General features: G+C 57.5%; 15 protein-coding genes and 1 pseudogene. 13 read left to right on the plus strand and 3 right to left on the minus strand.

All coding sequences use genetic code 11. The features are described 5' to 3' along the window. Nucleotides 1–101: 101 nt before the first annotated feature. The 12 genes from FHS21_RS11270 (at nucleotide 102) to FHS21_RS11325 (ending at nucleotide 13,026) form a co-directional block, all read left to right on the plus strand. Entirely contained in the window at nucleotides 102–1,778 is a 1,677-nt protein-coding gene (locus FHS21_RS11270; protein ID WP_112528905.1) for a peptide ABC transporter substrate-binding protein, read from the plus strand. A 72-nt stretch (nucleotides 1,779–1,850) separates the two neighbouring features. Then, complete coding sequence (locus FHS21_RS11275; RefSeq protein ID WP_112551378.1) at nucleotides 1,851–2,801, plus strand: ABC transporter permease; 951 nt, start codon at nucleotides 1,851–1,853, stop codon at nucleotides 2,799–2,801. 10 nt (nucleotides 2,802–2,811) lie between these two features. Then, on the plus strand, nucleotides 2,812–3,699 hold the full coding sequence (locus FHS21_RS11280; RefSeq protein ID WP_112528908.1) for an ABC transporter permease: 888 nt from the start codon (nucleotides 2,812–2,814) through the stop codon (nucleotides 3,697–3,699). Between the two features lie 13 nt (nucleotides 3,700–3,712). Further along, the gene (locus FHS21_RS11285) at nucleotides 3,713–5,035 is read left to right on the plus strand and encodes an NAD(P)/FAD-dependent oxidoreductase (protein WP_112528910.1); all 1,323 of its coding nucleotides are present in this window, start codon (nucleotides 3,713–3,715) and stop codon (nucleotides 5,033–5,035) included. Nucleotides 5,036–5,173: 138 nt separating this feature from the next. After that, nucleotides 5,174–6,619: an MmgE/PrpD family protein gene (locus tag FHS21_RS11290; RefSeq protein WP_112528912.1), complete on the plus strand. Its 1,446-nt coding sequence runs from the start codon at nucleotides 5,174–5,176 to the stop codon at nucleotides 6,617–6,619. Nucleotides 6,620–6,648: 29 nt separating this feature from the next. After that, a complete protein-coding gene (locus FHS21_RS11295; protein ID WP_112528914.1) occupies nucleotides 6,649–7,617 on the plus strand; it encodes a tripartite tricarboxylate transporter substrate binding protein in 969 nt (322 codons plus the stop codon). 56 nt (nucleotides 7,618–7,673) lie between these two features. After that, nucleotides 7,674–8,150 (plus strand): tripartite tricarboxylate transporter TctB family protein, encoded by a 477-nt coding sequence (locus FHS21_RS11300; RefSeq protein ID WP_112528916.1) that lies wholly within the window; start codon nucleotides 7,674–7,676, stop codon nucleotides 8,148–8,150. Then, on the plus strand, nucleotides 8,150–9,646 hold the full coding sequence (locus FHS21_RS11305; protein ID WP_183661928.1) for a tripartite tricarboxylate transporter permease: 1,497 nt from the start codon (nucleotides 8,150–8,152) through the stop codon (nucleotides 9,644–9,646). The genes FHS21_RS11300 and FHS21_RS11305 overlap by 1 nt, the downstream gene beginning before the upstream one ends. Continuing rightward, the gene (locus tag FHS21_RS11310) at nucleotides 9,643–11,013 is read left to right on the plus strand and encodes an MmgE/PrpD family protein (protein ID WP_112528920.1); all 1,371 of its coding nucleotides are present in this window, start codon (nucleotides 9,643–9,645) and stop codon (nucleotides 11,011–11,013) included. Before FHS21_RS11305 ends, FHS21_RS11310 begins: the two co-directional genes overlap by 4 nt. Then, nucleotides 11,010–11,774, plus strand: coding sequence for an SDR family NAD(P)-dependent oxidoreductase (locus tag FHS21_RS11315; protein WP_112528922.1), 765 nt, complete (start codon nucleotides 11,010–11,012; stop codon nucleotides 11,772–11,774). The genes FHS21_RS11310 and FHS21_RS11315 overlap by 4 nt, the downstream gene beginning before the upstream one ends. Nucleotides 11,775–11,909: 135 nt before the next feature. Continuing rightward, nucleotides 11,910–12,470, plus strand: a complete 561-nt coding sequence (locus tag FHS21_RS11320) for a chromate transporter (protein ID WP_112528924.1) — start codon at nucleotides 11,910–11,912, stop codon at nucleotides 12,468–12,470. Nucleotide 12,471: 1 nt separating this feature from the next. Further along, nucleotides 12,472–13,026 (plus strand): chromate transporter, encoded by a 555-nt coding sequence (locus FHS21_RS11325; protein WP_112528926.1) that lies wholly within the window; start codon nucleotides 12,472–12,474, stop codon nucleotides 13,024–13,026. Here the strand turns inward: FHS21_RS11325 and FHS21_RS11330 are convergent. The 3 genes and pseudogenes from FHS21_RS11330 to FHS21_RS11340 form a co-directional block, all read right to left on the minus strand. Then, the gene (locus FHS21_RS11330; protein WP_183661930.1) at nucleotides 13,015–14,037 is read right to left on the minus strand and encodes a PdxA family dehydrogenase; all 1,023 of its coding nucleotides are present in this window, start codon (nucleotides 14,035–14,037) and stop codon (nucleotides 13,015–13,017) included. The genes FHS21_RS11325 and FHS21_RS11330 overlap by 12 nt on opposite strands. Further along, nucleotides 14,034–15,137 (minus strand): tartrate dehydrogenase, encoded by a 1,104-nt coding sequence (locus FHS21_RS11335; protein WP_112528930.1) that lies wholly within the window; start codon nucleotides 15,135–15,137, stop codon nucleotides 14,034–14,036. The genes FHS21_RS11330 and FHS21_RS11335 overlap by 4 nt, the downstream gene beginning before the upstream one ends. Before the next feature lie 12 nt (nucleotides 15,138–15,149). Beyond that, nucleotides 15,150–16,224: pseudogene (locus FHS21_RS11340) on the minus strand (tartrate dehydrogenase). A 166-nt stretch (nucleotides 16,225–16,390) separates the two neighbouring features. On the opposite strand from FHS21_RS11340, the gene FHS21_RS11345 reads away from it, so the two are divergent. Further along, nucleotides 16,391–17,341 (plus strand): alpha/beta fold hydrolase, encoded by a 951-nt coding sequence (locus FHS21_RS11345; protein WP_183661932.1) that lies wholly within the window; start codon nucleotides 16,391–16,393, stop codon nucleotides 17,339–17,341. Nucleotides 17,342–17,383 lie beyond the last annotated feature (42 nt).

Genomic DNA, 17,383 nt, shown 5'->3' on the forward strand with positions numbered 1-17,383 from the left:
CGTGGTTGAGGAGCCACGCCGTAATGAGAATGCTCTGTCGACTGGCAGATAGAATGCAAACAGGAACATTGAACACAAACCAATAAAGAAGGGAAACGACAATGTCTGATAAGCATCGAAATGCAATTCTCCACCCCAACCGGCGTCAGGCACTCGCCATGATGGGCATGGTTGGTGCAACTGGCCTGGTCATGCCGGGGATTCTTGGAAGAGATAGAGCCTATGCCGCTCCGCCCTCAGCGCCCAAGGGACAGGTGATTATCGGCTTCTCGCAGGAACCTACAGTATTCAATCCGCATATGCTGCATATCGAGGTCGATGAGGGTATCCATTTCAGCGTTTTCGATCCGCTATTCAACGTCGACCCGGAAGGGAAGTTTACGCCCGCCCTGGCCGTTGAAGTCCCGACAGTCGAGAACGGCGGTATCTCCGCCGATGGCCTCAACTGGAAGGTGAAGCTCCGCGACGGCGTGAAGTGGCATGACGGCAAGCCTTTCACCGCCGACGATGTAAAATTCACGCTCGATCTCGTCGTCGACAAGGATTTCCGTAGCGCGCGGCGCGCCGGCCACGACCAGGTACGTGACATCAAGGTTGTTTCGCCAACGGAAATCACTTGGCGTATGGAAAAGCCATATGCGCCCTACGCTTCCATCCTCGCGGCGACGTTTATCGTGCCGAAACACATCCTGGAGCCGGAAAAGGACAGGAACACGGCACCATTCAACAATGCGCCCGTTGGCACGGGACCATTCAAATGGGTCGAACGCGTCGCAGGTGATCACATCGAGCTCGCCGCCAACGCTGATTATTATGGCGACGGTCCTTATCTCGAACGGGTCATATACAAATACATTCCAGATCTCACCGTCCTCTACACTCAGTTCAAAACAGGCGATATCGATGTGACCGGCTTGCAGTGGATCACTCCTGACCACTACGACGAGGCGAAAGCGCTGGAAGGCAAGGAGGTTCAGGTCGTTCCAGGCGCCACCGTGGAGTCGGTCACGTTCAACATGGAGAAGCCGCAGTTCAAGGATCCAGCCGTGCGTCAGGCGCTTTATTACGCGCTGGACAAGACCACTATCATCGATGCGCTTTACTATGGCTTGCCGGCTCCAACCGAAACCTACATGCCGCAGCAATCCTTCTACTTCAATACAGACTTGCCGAAGCACGAGTTTGATATCGAGAAGGCCAAAAAGCTGCTCGACGATGCCGGTTGGAAGCCGGGTGAGGACGGTATTCGCGCCAAGGATGGCGTGCGTCTCTCGTTCACCAATTCGACGACGGCTGGCAACCACATCCGCGAACAGGTCCAGCAGTTCATGCAGCAGTCCTTCAAGGATATCGGCGTCGAGATGACAATCTCAAATTTGCCGCCTGCGGTCATGTGGGGTGAATACTGGATGCAGTCCAAATTCGATTCCGTGGTCGTCGGTATTAATTTCCTTACCGGAGCAGATCCAGATTCGTCGGATTATTTCCTTTCGACATCCATCAACGCCAAGGGTGGTGCAGGCCAAAACACCTCGCAATATTCCAGTCCGGAAGTCGACAAGCTGCTTGGTGAAGGCGGGCGCGTCTTCGTTCCAGAAGAACGCAAGAAGGCCTACCTCAAGATCCAGGAGATCATTCGCAATGATCTGCCTCTTTTGCCGATCTTCCAGTACGCCACGGTCCGAGGCCGCAAGAAGGGCATGACCGGTTTTGCGCCAAACGTGAACAATCGGATCGACTCCTGGAACGTCGGGACCTGGTACTGGGAGCAGGCATAGGATCTGCAGGGCCAGGGCGGCGACGCTCCCTGGCCCTGTCCTGCCTTCGAACCGCTATCGGAGATCGACGCAATGACACGCTACATATTGAACAGGCTCGGACAAAGCCTTGTGCTGCTCGTACTGGTATCCATGATCGGCTTCGCCGTGCTGAATCTGGCACCGGGCGGTCCGTTGTCGCAATTTGCGCTGACGCCTGGCATGACCCAGGCAGACCTTGATCGAATCTCTGCGCAAATGGGCCTCGATCGGCCACTGGTCGTGCAATATGCGGACTGGTTCTGGCGCTTGCTGCGCGGCGATTGGGGGAGGTCGTTCAGAGACAGCCGCCCTGTTCTCGATGTCATTGGTGGTCACTTCGGTGCTACTTTGCTGCTCATGGGTACAGCAACGGTTATTTCTGTCACCATCGGGACTTGGGTCGGCATTAAGGGAGCAACCAAGCGCTACTCCATTTTTGATTACGCGGCGACAGTTGGCGCCATGGTGGCGCTGTCGATTCCGACGTTCTGGTTTGGACTTGTTGCGATTTACATTTTCTCATTGAAGCTCGGTTGGCTGCCGGCGGGCAATATGTACACGATCGGCAATGGTTCGTTCCTGGACTATGCCATCCATCTCATTATGCCAGCCATGGTCCTGGCGTTGGTCGACGTGGCGGTGTGGAGCCGCTACATGCGCACCGCGACGCTTGATGTGATCAATCAGGATTTCGTTCGTACGGCGCGAGCCAAAGGCATGACGCCGCGGCGCGTATTGATGAAGCATGTCGTCGGCAACGCTCTGTTGCCGATGATAACCTTGGCGGGATTACAAGTGCCAACGCTCCTCGGCGGAGCGCTCGTCACAGAGACGGTGTTTACCTGGCCGGGGATGGGACGCCTGTTTCTCGATAGCCTCGGCTATCAGGATTACCCGGTGGTGATGGGTCTCCTTATGTTTTCGGCGATTCTCGTTCTTCTGAGCAACCTCGCGGCAGATTTGCTTACGGCATTCGTCGATCCGCGCATTCGGCTGACATAGGGAGATCGCGATGTCTGTTTCCTCAACGCCCATCAATCGCCCCATAAAGTCCGGCTGGTGGAACAGCCGGACCTTCAGGCGGTTTGTGCGGCACCGGCTCGCGGCACTTGGTGTCGTGATGGTGATCCTGTTGACGCTGGCCTGCGTCATCGGGCCATATCTCCTCCCATACAATGATCTTTATATCGATCTTCGCGCGCGATTTTCTCCACCGCTTACCGGCTATCATTTTCTCGGAACAGACCCCTTGGGTCGTGACATCGCGGCGCGCTTGTTGATGGCGGGCAGGATATCGATGCTTGTCGGTTTTGCCGCAATGATCCTGAGCACGATGATTGGCGCAACGATCGGGGTCGTCGCAGGGTATTACGGCGGACGAATCGGCACTGTTCTCATGCGATTTGTCGATGCGGTCCTGTCCTTTCCCAGCATCTTCCTGCTTTTGGCGCTGGCTGCTTTCATCAAACCCAGCCCGATCATGATCACTGTAATCATCGCGATCACCAGCTGGATGGAAGTCGCACGTATCGTCGAGGCGGAAGTGCGCTCGCTGCGTGAGCGCGATTTTATCATGGCGGCACGGATGCTTGGCCTCAGCAATCGCTGGATCATGTTTCGCGAGCTGCTGCCGAATGCGATGGGACCGATCATCGTCGCCGCTACGCTGACCGTAGCCAGAGCCATACTCCTCGAAGCCTATGTGAGTTTCCTCGGCTACGGCATTCAGCCGCCACTTCCGAGCTGGGGCAATATGCTCAATGGAGCACAGCAATATCTGCAGTCTGCTCCCTGGCTGGCAATCGTCCCAGGTGTGGCGATAACGCTTGCCGTCACCAGTTTCAATTTCATCGGCGATGGCCTGCGCGACGCGCTCGATGCCCGCAGCGACTTGAACTAGGGGAGCATGGACAGTGCCCAAATTCTCCCCCTTCGAAGCGACGCTCTGGTATGCGACAGCGGCACCTGCGCCAGAGACATCGAAGTTGGAGGGCACAATCAAGGCCGATGTCTGCATCGTCGGCGGCGGTTACACGGGCTTGACGACTGCGCTGCAACTTGCGCGTTCGGGTGTAAAGGTCGTGCTCCTTGAGGCACAGGAGATCGGGTTTGGCGGCTCTGGCCGGAATGCCGGACACTGCACCCCGACGTTCACGCATTATAGTTTGCCGGAACTTCGCAGGATGCTGGGCGAGCCTTGGGCCGAGCGACTGATACAGCGTCAAACCCGTGCGAATGATCGCGTGGCGGAGATGATCTCGCGTTATGGCATCGATTGCGAATGGCAGCAGAACGGGTATGTCATGGGCGCGCATACGCCGAGTGCAATGGCAACCATCGAAGAAAAGGCGCGGGACTATAACACCGTGGGTGCGAAGACTCGCGTTCTGGACAAGAGCGAAGTCGAGACGATAACTGGCAGCCCGCGGTTCCATGGCGGCTGGTTTCATTCCGAAGCCGGGCATCTCAATGCACTTGGATATGCACGTGGACTGGCACGCGCCGTGATCTCGGAAGGCGGTGCGATCCATACGCATTCGGCTGTTGCAACGGTTGAGCGCGAGGGTGGAGGATGGGCGGTCAAAACGTCCGAAGGCCGCGTCATCGCGCACAAGGTCATCTTTGGTACCGGCGCCTATACGGTCGGTGGCTGGCCAGGCTTGGACAACACATTCAAGATTCAGCGCGTCTTCGTGGCCGCGACACAGCCCCTGAGCGAAGATACACGTAGAACCATTCTACCCCAGAACACGACCATCCACGATGGGCGCGGCGACATCTTCGTCTATAAATACGATGCCGAAGGTCGCATTGTCGCTTCGATGTTCCCGATGGGGCGACGGGGTAGGGACGTGCCCTATACCAAACAGGTGATGGCTGACCGGCTCAAATGGCTTCATCCGCAAATCGATCGAGACATCCGCTGGGATTATTTCTGGTTTGGCGAACTTGACATGCAATACCGTACGGTTCCGCGCCTGTACGATCTGGCTCCGGGTGTCGTCGCGCTGACCGGACTGTCCGGGCGCGGCGTGCCGACCGGGAGCATGCTAGGCGGCGTTTTGTCGGAATGGGCCCTGGGCGTGCCTGACAGGGATTTGGCGCTCAAGCTTGAGCCGCTGACGGCGGCGCCGTTTTACATGAATTTTGGACCGCAACTGACGCTACGCTATTACCGCGTCAGGGATTGGCTCACCGCGAAGCGGGACCGCGCCGCACTGCCACCGCACGCCTGACGCAGGCCGCATCGGCATTCGGTCGGGCTTAATTGTCGACAATTTACAATGATTGTTGACAATTTACATTCTACATCCTAGTTTTCTGACGGCGCAATATCTCGCCAAACTTTGCATATTCATCAGGAGACAAGACGCGTGAATTTATCTTCCGACATCACGGCACAGGCCATACGTTTTATCGAACGCACGACCTATGAGGACCTGCCGGAAGAAGCGCTTGTCGTCGGCCGCCGCTGCATGGTTGACACCGTCGGCCTCTATCTCGCAGGCAGTCGAGAAGCGTCTGTACGTATTCTTATCGAAGACGCCCTTGCTCAGGGAGGTCGTGAAGATGCGCCTTTGCCGGGCAACGGGTCGGCGAGGGTGCCCGCATCACTGGCCGCTCGCGTTTGGGGGACTGCCGGGCATGCTCACGATTGGGACGATACACAAGTCTCCCATGATCCGGCTCATATCTATGGTCTGCTGACCCACCCCTCCGTTCCACCCCTTACTGCTGCGCTGATCATTGCCAGCGAAAAACGCAATGTGGATGGTCGGGACCTCATGCTCGCCTTCCAGCTCGGATTCGAAGTCGAGTGTAAGATTGCCGAATGGATGAAGCCGCGTCACTATCGCCGCGGACATCATACGAGCGGTACGGTTGGCACCTTTGGCGCAGCTGTTGCCGCTGCCAAGCTTCTAGGATTGACCGGAGACAAGCTCGCCCACGCACTCGGACTGGCGGCAAGTTTTGCCGCCGGTATCCGTGTCAATTTTGGCACCATGACCAAGCCGCTTCATGTCGGACGTGCCTGCGAGAACGGTGTCACGGCGGCACGTCTCGCTGCAGCTGGTTTCGAAGCGGATCCGGCCGCACTCGACGGTCCCTGGGGCTTCTTTTCCGTCATGGGCGAGGGCTTTGATGAGGACAAAACCGTGGCCGGTTTCGCTGCTCCTTTGACCATTATCGAGCCCGGCGTCAGCATCAAGCCATACCCGTCGGGTATTCTCACCCACCAATCCATGGATGCGATGCTGAAGCTGGTCCTGGATCACGATCTGAAACCTCAAGAGGTCGAACGCATCCGCTTCTTTGCCGGCAAAAATATCATCGAGCCTATTCGCTATCCCATAGCGCAGAATCATCTCCAGGCTAAATTTTCGATGCCCGCTTTGCTTGCGATGATTGTACTGTGCCGCCGCGCCAGTCACCATGAGTTCGAGGACGCGTTTGTAGCCGGAAACGCCATGCAGGACCTGCAAGCTCGTACGGATGTCATCAACGATCTTAAGATTGATGCGCTCGGTTATGACAAGATCCGCTCGCGTATCGAGGTGATCACCAAGGACGGGCGTACCTTGATCCAATGGGCCGATGAGCGCTACCGCGGCGGGCCTTCCAACCCGATCAGCGACACTGGACTTGATGATAAATTCCGCATGTGCGCCGAGGGTGTGATCGATGGTGGCAGCCAGAGTGAGGTTTTGGCCCTTGTGCGCAGCATTGATAAGGGCGCGGATGTTAAACGCCTCATTGGACTGATCAGCGGCGAACGGGAACGCGTTACTGATGACTTGAAGAGAGGGAAGCCGTTCTAAAGAAACGGTACTTGAAAGGGAGAGAGACAATGAATTTTATCAAATCGATCGGCGTGGCGGCGCTCGGCCTTGCCACTGCCGCTATCTTATCCAGCGCAGCGGCCAAAGCTGACCCGCTGCCCTATCCCAATAAGGTTGTGACGCTGGTGACCCATTCCAGCCCTGGCGGCGGCAGTGACGTCTTTCTGCGCGAAATGACGAAATACCTGGGCAAGTATATCGGCGCTACCTTTATCGTGGAAAATGTTCAAGGCGGCAGTGGCGCGAAGGCCATGGCACGCGTTGCGACAGCGCCAGCCGACGGAAGCGTCTTTTATGCGACCACACCGACCTATATCTACACGTCGCTGATGAGCAAGCCGCAGAATACATACAAGGACATGGATCCGCTGGTGAATATCTTCGCCGATAGCGAGGTGATTTACACACGGACGGATGGACCTTTCAAGTCACTGAAAGACGTCATCGACCATGCAAAGAAGGAACGCGGGCGTTGGGGCGCGGCCAATCCCGCATCGCTGGAACGTCAGGCAGCCGAGCAACTGAAGAAGGCAGCAGGCGTCACGCCTGCAATCGTTACCCACGAGGGTGGCGGCGACATGATGCTGAATGTTCTGAACGGCACACTCGATATCGGTATTGGAGAAATCCAGGAATTGCGCTCGCAGCTCGATGCCGGCAAGATCACTTTGCTTGCCACCTTCAATCCTGAACGCATTACCGAGAAGCCGGATGTACCAACTGTGAAGGAATCGGGTTTCGACGTCAGTCTCGTAAAGTTCCGCGGCCTCGCGGGTCCCAAAGGTATCCCGGAGGCCACAACTGCTATTTGGGATGAAGCCGTGAAGAAGCTGCTTGAAGATCCGGATTACAAGAAGGCCTATACCGAAGAAGTGCTCGTCCCTCAGTTTATCGCACACAAGAACTATCCGGCTTTCATAGATAATTTTGGATCGACAACTGAGGCGTTTCTGAAGTCGACAGGCGCCATCAAATAATAGCGCGAGGGGATCGGCCGCGTGGGCCGGTCCCTGTAGCGTATGAGGGCCACCCTATGAACAAAGATCTTATCAGCGGCGTTGTTCTTCTTGCCGTCTCCGGGACGTATTATGCCTGGTCCAGTCAAATCGCCGATAGCACCCTGTCCGATGAAGTGGGTGCCACGGGCTTGCCGCATGTGCTTTCCATCATCCTTGCCATTCTTGGTGTCCTTTTGATTGCACGTGCCATACTCCTCAGACGAGCTCGCACGGTGACCGCAGCAGGCACTGATGATGACCAGGATGCCCACTTGCCCCGCGCCATCGGGTTTCTTCTGTTGGGCGCAGTCTATGTCTTTGTCCTTCCGTTTATCGGCTACGTCGCCGGTACCGCTCTCCTGATTGGCGCCGTCGCGCTCTATGAGGGCGCTCCTCGCAACTGGGTGGTGTTGGCAGCGGCAGTTGGTGGTGCGGTGTTCTACTGGGCAATTTTCGTCAAACTGCTCGGCGTCCATCAGCCGGTCGGCTCACTTTTTCAAGGAATGTTCTGATGACCACATTCTGGGACATCATCTACCTGCTGACCGAGACCCCACTCTTCTTCGTTGCCATTGGCGGGCTTACCTGGGGCATTCTTGGTGGTGCTTTGCCGGGCATATCCGCGTCCATCACCATGGCGCTCGTTTTGCCCTTCACCTACACGATGGACCCGGCTCAGGCGATTGCGCTGCTGGCATGTGTCTATATCGGTGCTGAATATGGCGGCTCGATCCCGGCTATTCTCATAAGGACGCCAGGAACCAACTCCTCGGCTGCCACGGTGATTGACGGCTATGAGATGAACCGGCAGGGGCGTGCCGGAGAGGCACTCGGCATCTCGCTGATGTCGGGCGTCGTTGGAAGCCTCTTTGGCCTCGCAATGCTGATTTTGCTGACCGAACCCCTATCCTGGCTGGCGCTGGCATTCACCCCGCCATCCTATTTCGGTCTCGGCATCCTCGGCCTCAGCGTCATCGCCTCCATGAGCGGAGGTTCATTGATCAAGGGCCTTGCAGCCGCGACCGTCGGATTGATGATCGCGACCGTTGGCACGGATCCGATCTCCGGCGTTACACGCTTCACCTTCGATATTCCCGATCTTCTTGGTGGTATTGAACCCGTACTGGTGATGGTTGGTCTGTTTGCACTTACCGAGCTCATGAGCCAATCCGGGTCGTCAACCGTCCTGCAATTGAACGAGACGATCAGGATCAAGCTGCCAAGCTGGTCGATGATGAACAAGCTCAAGCGCTCGCAAACCATCGGCTGTATTCTTGGGTTGTTCGAGGGCCTGACCCCAGGTGGCGGTGGGTCCATCGCCGCGTTCATGTCCTACAACGAAGCAAAGCGCTGGTCGAAAACGCCGCAGCTTTTCGGCAAAGGCTCGGAGGAAGGCGTCGCAGCGCCGGAAGCTGCCAATAACACGGTGGCAAGTACGGCGCTGATCCCGCTGCTCAGCTTCGGCATCCCGAGCTCCAATTCTACAGCCGTCCTGCTTGGTGGCTTGCTGATGCATGGGCTGATCCCAGGCCCGCGCCTCTTCGAGCAGAGCGCACAGGTTATCGACAGTATCTATGTCGGCTCGTTCATCGCTATCATCGCGCAGATCGGTGTCGGCATGATCATCCTGCCTGCCTGTATCTGGCTGGTTAACAGGCCAAGGGCTTATCGCGCCGGATTCATCTTTGCGCTAATCCTTTCGGGCATCTTCACGCTGAACAACAGCCTGTTCGATCTCGGCATTGCGCTTGCACTCGGCCTTGTTGGCTATCTTATGAGGATCGCGGGTTTCCCCGTGCTACCGATGATTCTCGGCGTCGTGCTTGGCCACATGGTGGAATCGAGCTATCGCCGTTCGCTCGTTCTGTCAGGCGGCGATCACATGATATTCCTTCAGGATCCGATTGCCGTTTGCTTGCTGTCGATCGCTCTTATCTTCGTCGTCTTTTCGCTCAGCCGCGAATTCCGCGACGCCCGCAAGACCAAAATCGAGGAAGCGCATTCATGAACCATTCCGTCCCGACATCTACGCCTGTGGCGGTCAAACTGGCGACCTTTGCCGAGGAGGCCGCGCCACCATCTGCGGTCGCTGATGTCTGCCGTCGCCTGATATTCGATATTATCGGTCTTTCCATCGCTGCAAGACACACGGACTATGTCCGCGCCGCGCTTGCCAGTGCAGTGGATGAAGGGTCGTGTACAGCCTATGGTCATGATGGCGGCCTCGGGCTCTACGATGCCGCGCTCGTCAATGGTACAGCCGCCCACGGAGAAGACTATGACGACACTTTTGAGGGCGGGCCCATCCACGCCGGTGCGGTGATCGTCTCGGCTGTCTTGGCGATCGCCGAAAAGCGCGCCCTTGATGGCAAGGCAGTGATGCGCGGCATTGCGGTTGGTTCCGAATTGATGTGCCGGATGAGCCTTGTTGCACCGCAGGCGACTCACAAGGCTGGCTTCCACCCGACGGCAATATTTGGAGCTCCTGCCGCGGCAGCTGCCGTTGGCGCTGCGCTTGGTCTAGATGCTGCAACGATTGGCAGAGCGCTCGGCATTTCCGGCAGTCTCGCGTCCGGCATCATTGAATATCTCGCCGATGGCAGTTCGACCAAGCGCCTGCATGCCGGAGCTGCGGCACAGGCCGGGTTGCGCGCTGCCCTTCTTGCAGAAGGCGGGTTTACTGGACCGATTACCGTGTTCGACGGTTCGCATGGGTTCTACAAGGCCTTTGCTCCGTCGAAGACGCCAGATTTCGCACCGCTGCTTGATGGCCTGGGCAAAACCTGGATCCTGGAGACGCTGGCTTTTAAACCCTATGCGTGCGGGACCATGACGCAGCCATTTATCGATTGCGCGAAAAAGCTGGCAGCTGCTGGCGTGCTGCCGGCGGACATCGTTTCCATCACTTGCAAGGTAGGTGAGGGCACCGTTCATCGCCTGTGGGAACCACTCGCTGAAAAGCATCGGCCACCCAATGGCTATGCCGGCAAATTCTCCACGCCCTTTTGCATGGCAGTCGGTTTCCTCGATGGCGAGGCGGGTCTCGGGCAGTTTACCAATGAACGTGTCAAGGACCCCGAAGTGCGAGCGCTCGCAGCGAAAATCTCCTATGAGATCGATCCGAACGACCCTTATCCAAAGAACTTCACCGGCCACCTCAAGGCCACGCTAAAGGACGGAACCGTGCATGAGTTCAGGCAGCCCTATATGCGGGGCGGCGCAAATGAACCATTGCCGGATGCCGAACTGGCTTCCAAGTTCGAGGCGAATCTGCGTTTCGGTGGCTTTGACAGCGGCAAGATCGCAGCATTGCGTGACACCCTCAATCAGATAGCAGAGGGTAGCAAAGTCGATTTGAGGGCGGCGCGGGCATGAGCAAGGACAATCGTGAACTCAAAGGCCGTGTCGCACTGGTAACGGGTGCATCGCGCAATATCGGACGCGCTATCGCGCTTGCGCTAGCCGAAGCAGGCGCTTCGATCGCCATCGTCGCAAGGTCTGATCAAGCAGCGGCTGAATCCGTGGCGCGTGAAGTCGAAGCACACGGCAGCCGGGCCATTGTGCTTCTCGGCGACGTGGCGCAAGAGGCCGACGCGGAGCGGCTCGTAGGTCAGACTGTGGAAGTTCTTGGCGGTCTCGATCTTCTCGTCAACAACGCGGCTATCCGGAGGGAGGCTCCAGTCGAGAAGCTGTCTTTCGCCGATTGGCGCGAAGTCATGGGGGTGACCCTGGACGGTGCGTTCCTGATGAGCCGCGCTGCGATCCCCCATCTGATCGCAGGCGATGGGGGAGCAATCGTCAATATCGGTGGCCTTACCGCCTATACCGGGGCAATGAACCGCGCCCATGTCATTTCAGCCAAGGCCGGGCTCGATGGGTTCACCAAGGCCTTGGCACATGAGCTTGGTCCGCGGGGCGTCACTGTGAATTTGGTTTCGCCCGGAATGATCGATACCAATCGCGCGCATACCTCATCCGGAGGCGAGCCGGCGCATCATAATACGACGCGTACACTGGTCGGCCGGCGCGGAACCCCGGAAGAAGTTGCGGCGGCGGTGCTCTACCTTGCTGGCCCGGCAGGGCGCTTTGTAACGGGACAAACAATGCATGTGAACGGTGGGGCTTTCCTGCCCTGAAGCGCGGTGCGGAGTGCTCACGACAATATGTGCTGAACACGTGAAATTGCCGGTTGACTAACGCCAGCAGGAGACCCAAGACGAGATTAGCGCGTATCAAGTTAGAGTCGTTCAGCCAAGCAACGGACACAGCCCTTGACTTCTCCAGTCCCTGCCTCTCCGCTAGAAACACCACGCCTTCGTTCTCTTTTTCTCCTCTGCTTCAAGATCGGTGTCTTGAGTTTCGGTGGAGGACTCAGCGGCTGGCTCTATAAGGAGTTCGTTCTCAGCAAGCGCTGGATCGACGAAGAGGATTTCTCAAGCAGTCTGGCGATTTCGCAAATGCTGCCTGGTGCGAATGTGGTCAATCTGGTCATCTGCATGGGCGAACAGCTGCGCGGGCCTGTGGGTGCATTGGCCTGCGTTCTTGGTTTTCTCGTCGGTCCGTTTTTTGCGGTCGTCGGTCTTTGCCAATTGTTCGACGCCCTTGCTGGCTATCCCTTGTTGCCGGTAATTTCGGATGGTGTGGCCTTCGCTGCAATGGGCCTTTTGATCATCATGTGTGTTCATGGCGTTCGCAGGGCGATGCGATTTCCTCCATCCATTATTACCATTGCGGTGACGGCGATACTTGTCGGGATTTTCCGCTTTCCCCTCATTCCGGTTGCTTGCGTCATCGCCCCGATCAGCGTCGCTCTGGCCTGGCGGAGAATCTGAAGTGCGTTTCGACACCCTCGTTGCAATCGCCCTGGTGTTCATCCCTTTTTCGCTCACCTCGATCGGTGGCGGCGCAGCGATTGTTGCGGGTATCCAGCATGAAACGGTCACTGTTCATGCCTGGGTGAATTCTCGCGAATTTCTCGACCTGTTCGCAGTGTCGCGCGCCGCCCCCGGGCCTGGAATGATGCTTGCAACCGTGATTGGCTGGAAGGTCGCTGGCTGGCTCGGCGCGTTCGTGGCGACGCTCGCGCTGTTCGTTCCATCGTCGATGCTATGCTATTCCGTCTTCAAGTTGACAAACCATCATCGCGACAAGAAATGGCATCGCGCCATGCGTGAGGGTTTGGCGCCGGTCGGTATCGGCTTGATCATCGCCGGCGTGCTGTCGTTGTTCAGGCTCGCCGATGGAGGGGTCACGGCCTTTGTAATCGCTGGCCTTTCAGGCGTGATCCTATACTTTGCGCCAAGGTTCCCGGTCCTGGGCGTGCTGGCGCTTGGCGGCCTTGCCGCTATGTTGGCATCGACATTGAGTACCTGGGTTTCAGCCCTGTAACGCCTTGAGCCGTTTGAACTGGACCAGCCTGCTGGCTAGTTTTATGGCGTTTTCAAACGCCCCGGTATCAGCCACGCCCTTGCCGACGATATCAAATGCCGTCCCGTGTGCCGGGGTTGTGAAGACGGTGTCGAGGCCCGCAGTCACCGTCACGCCTCGATTAAATCCGCGCATCTTCGTCGCGATCTGGCCCTGGTCATGATACATGGAAAGAACGCCGTCATAATCTCCGGCAAAGGCCTTGAGATAGACTGTGTCGGACGGGAAGGGACCTTCGCAGTTGATGCCCTTCGCGGCCATCGCTTTAACAGCCGGGCGAATGATCTCGATTTCTTCGCTTCCGAACAAGCCGCCTTCTCCGCCGTGCGGATTGAGTGCGGCGACGGCAAGCCGTGGAGCCTCAATCCCTGCTTTCTTCATCATTGTTGTCGCCAACACGATTGCGTCTTCGATCGCCGGTCGGTTGATCTGCTCGACTGCCTGTCTGAGCGAAACGTGCGATGTGACGCGCGACATCCACTGATTGTCGAGCACATTCATCTCGCTGAAATAGCCCTTGTGGCCGAGCAGATGAGCGAACATCTTGTGTTCGTCGGGAAATTTCCATCCGCCATCATACATGGCGCGTTTGTTGAGCGGTGCAAAGGAAACCGCGTCGACTTCACCAGCCTTGGCGAAATCGATTGCCCGTGACAATGTTTCACCGGTGACGCGACCGGATTCCGCGCTGCCGACCCCGGGTGCATAACGTGCGGGATCGGTGTTGGCGAGGTCTATGAGCGGTACAGCATCGTCTGACCAATCGATCGTGGCGGGCGATGTATAACGCTTATAGGAAAACGATACCCCAGCCTGACGCATCCCGAGATCTATCACCCGGGCATCGCCAACAACGACAAGCCTGGCTGTGTCCGACATACGCCGGTCGTACAAAATCCGCGCGGTCTGCTCCGGACCAATCCCGGTGCAGTCGCCGGGTGTCAGGGCAATGATCGGCAGTTCTGTACTCATGATGCCCTCGAAGCATTGGAATCGGATGACGAAAGCGCTTCCGCGACCGCCCTGCCGCAGGTGATCGTATTTGCGGTGCCGCCGAGATCGCCGGTCCGCGAAGAGGGATCGGCGAGCACCACCTCGATTGCATCAATAATAGCTGCCGCCGCCTGCGGGTGACCGAGATGCTCCAGCATCATGGCTCCCGCCCAAATCTGGCCGATCGGGTTGGCGATGCCCTTGCCGGCGATATCGGGTGCCGAACCATGAACCGGCTCGAACAGCGACGGAAAATTGCGCTCCGGGTTAATGTTGCCGGAAGGCGCGATGCCGATGGTTCCCGTGCAGGCAGGGCCAAGGTCCGAGAGGATATCGCCGAAAAGATTGGATGCCACGACGACATCGAAACGATCGGGGTTGAGGACAAAGTGCGCGCAAAGAATATCGATGTGATACTTGTCCCAGCGCACGTCGGCGTAGGACTTTGCCATCTCTTCCACCCGCTCGTCCCAATAGGGCATGGTGATCGAAATGCCGTTGGATTTGGTCGCCGACGTCAAGTGCTTTTTGCCGCGGCTCTGAGCGAGATCGAAGGCAAAACGGAGAATCCGGTCGACGCCGATGCGGCTCATCACCGTCTCCTGAACGACGATCTCCCGCTCCGTTCCGGGATACATCTTGCCGCCGATCGAAGAATATTCGCCCTCGGTGTTCTCGCGGACGACAAAGAAATCGATATCGCCCGGCTTGCGGCCTGCCAAAGGTGATGGCACGCCCGGCATCAGGCGTACGGGACGCAGGTTCACATATTGGTCGAACTCGCGCCGGAACTGCAGGAGCGAACCCCATAGGGAAATATGATCCGGGACAGTCTCCGGCCAGCCAACGGCGCCGAAGAAGATAGCGTCGTGGCCGCCAATCTGCGCTTTCCAGTCCTCGGGCATCATGCGGCCATGCTTCGCGTAATAATCGCACGAGGCAAAGTCGAAGGTGTCGAACTTCAAATCGAGATCGAACTTGTCCGCGGCCGTTTTGAGGACGCGCAATCCTTCCGGGACTACCTCTTTTCCGATGCCGTCGCCGGCAATCACCGCAATCTTGAGACTGTTGGCTGGCATCTTGTTTCCTTCCTATTCGTTGTCGCCGAGAATTGCCGCACAGACAGCGTCGGTGACCATTTCTGTGGTGGCAGTCCCGCGAAGGTCCGGTGTGTGCAGTGCCGGGTCGGCAGTGACCCTTTCGATGGCGCGCATAAGCCTGGCCGCGGCCATGGGCTCGCCGAGATGTTCGAGCATCATGACCGCCGACCAGAATGTCCCCACCGGGTTGGCGATCCCCTTGCCGGTGATGTCGAAGGCAGAGCCGTGGATCGGTTCGAACATCGAAGGAAAACGTCCTTCGGGATTCAGGTTAGCGGTTGGCGCAATGCCGATCGATCCGGCGAGTGCGGCGGCTAGGTCAGAGAGAATATCGGCATGAAGGTTTGTAGCGACGATCGTATCGAGCGATCGCGGATTGAGCGTCATGCGTACGGTCATTGCGTCGACCAGCATCTTGTCCCAGGTGACGTCGGGAAAATCGCCCGCAACCTCCCGGGCGATCTCATCCCACAATACCATGCCATGGCGCTGAGCGTTCGATTTGGTGACGACGGTCAGGAGCTTGCGCGGCCGCGATTGCGCCAGGTGGAAAGCAAAGCGCATGATTCGGGCTACGCCGGCGCGCGTGAAGATCGAGACTTCCGTCGCCACCTCTTCCGGCAGGCCCCGGTGCGAGCGGCCACCCTGGCCGGCATATTCTCCCTCGGAATTCTCGCGGACGATGACCCAATCGAGATCCTCGGCAGTAACACCCCGCAACGGGCTTTCGATACCCGGCAGAATACGGGTCGGGCGTACGTTGGCGTATTGGTCGAAAGGCTGGCAGATGGCGAGACGCAAACCCCATAGAGTCAAGTGATCAGGAACGTCCGGTGCACCCACTGCACCGAAGGATAGCGTCGAAGGCTTTCAATTCATCGATCCCGCCCTCGGGCATCAGGACGCCATTCGCCTTGTAGAAATCCGATCCCCAAGGGAAATTCGCGACATCGACGGTGAAATTGCCATCGCGGGTTGCGCAGGCATCAAGGACACGAAGCCCGGCGGCAACAACCTCCTTGCCAATACCGTCGCCCGGAATGGCTGCAATCTTGTGTGTCTTCATTGATTGACTCCTTGGCGGCGTATTTGGCAATTCCGTTTCTATATACTCGGATGACGATTTTTTTCATGATTGTCAATTATAAATTGTTGACAATTTACAGAAATGGGCATGACGTGATCTCCAGAATATCCTGCATGATTGATAGCAAGCGAGAAGGAGAAATGCGATGTCGCTGACAGAGTCGATGTCCAAGGTGCCCCCGTTCTTTGAAGAAAAGGGAAAGCTGATGCACGGTTTCCGCTATGAGCGGATACGAACTGCGGGCGCCGAGATCAATGTTGCGATAGGCGGTGAGGGGCCGCCGCTTCTGTTGTTGCACGGCAATCCGCTGACCCATGTCAGCTGGCATAGGATCGCGCCCGCGCTCGCCAAAAGTTTTACTGTTGTTGCCCCCGACCTGCGCGGCTATGGCGACAGTTCGAAGCCTGATGGAAAAGAAGATCATTCCGCCTATTCGTTTCGCGCGATGGCGCAGGACAACGCAGAAGTCATGTCGCACTTTGGCTTCGAGAGGTTTCAGGTTGCCGGACATGATCGCGGCGCGCGCGCTGCTTTCCGTCTGGCGCTCGATTTTCCCGATCGCGTTGAGCGACTGGCTTCGCTTGATATCGTGCCCACATATCATGCCCTTACCAACGTTACTCTCGGCTGGGGGCTCGAGGCCTATCATTGGTTTTTCATGGCGCAGAAGGCACCATTCCCTGAAAAGCTGCTGACAGCTGACCTTGACTACTACATCGACTACAAACTCAACAAGAAAGGCGTCGGCCTTGAGATATTCAGCCCCGAAGCGATGGCTGAATACAAGCGGTGTACTACGCCTGAGCAGATCCATGCGGTATGCGAAGACTACCGGGCGACTGTCAGCGTCGATCTCGCCATGGACACGGCAGACTTCGGCAATCGCAAGATAGACTGTCCGGTGCTGGTTCTGTGGGGTTCCAACAGCCATTGCGGGCGTCATTTCGCTCCGCTTGAGGCGTGGCGGCCCTGGGCTCCCGACATGCGGGGCTGGGCGATGCCAACCGGCCACTACCCAGCCGAACAACGTCCCGACCTAGTCTATGATGCGTTTTGGAAATTCTTCAACGGCCAGGAGCCGGAGGCGCAGGCCTGATAAAATGATTGCCCTCGGACATCTGACCGAGGGCAAAATCCA

This window comes from Phyllobacterium trifolii (assembly GCF_014192095.1).
GTDB lineage: Bacteria > Pseudomonadota > Alphaproteobacteria > Rhizobiales > Rhizobiaceae > Phyllobacterium > Phyllobacterium trifolii.

Coding starts and splice junctions, on each gene's coding strand:
- FHS21_RS11270 (WP_112528905.1), top strand. CDS start 102: ATGTCTGATAAGCATCGAAATGCAATTCTCCACCCCAACCGGCGTCAG.
- FHS21_RS11275 (WP_112551378.1), top strand. CDS start 1,851: ATGACACGCTACATATTGAACAGGCTCGGACAAAGCCTTGTGCTGCTC.
- FHS21_RS11280 (WP_112528908.1), top strand. CDS start 2,812: ATGTCTGTTTCCTCAACGCCCATCAATCGCCCCATAAAGTCCGGCTGG.
- FHS21_RS11295 (WP_112528914.1), top strand. CDS start 6,649: ATGAATTTTATCAAATCGATCGGCGTGGCGGCGCTCGGCCTTGCCACT.
- FHS21_RS11300 (WP_112528916.1), top strand. CDS start 7,674: ATGAACAAAGATCTTATCAGCGGCGTTGTTCTTCTTGCCGTCTCCGGG.
- FHS21_RS11305 (WP_183661928.1), top strand. CDS start 8,150: ATGACCACATTCTGGGACATCATCTACCTGCTGACCGAGACCCCACTC.
- FHS21_RS11310 (WP_112528920.1), top strand. CDS start 9,643: ATGAACCATTCCGTCCCGACATCTACGCCTGTGGCGGTCAAACTGGCG.
- FHS21_RS11315 (WP_112528922.1), top strand. CDS start 11,010: ATGAGCAAGGACAATCGTGAACTCAAAGGCCGTGTCGCACTGGTAACG.
- FHS21_RS11330 (WP_183661930.1), bottom strand. CDS start 14,037: ATGAGTACAGAACTGCCGATCATTGCCCTGACACCCGGCGACTGCACC.
- FHS21_RS11335 (WP_112528930.1), bottom strand. CDS start 15,137: ATGCCAGCCAACAGTCTCAAGATTGCGGTGATTGCCGGCGACGGCATC.
- FHS21_RS11345 (WP_183661932.1), top strand. CDS start 16,391: ATGTCGCTGACAGAGTCGATGTCCAAGGTGCCCCCGTTCTTTGAAGAA.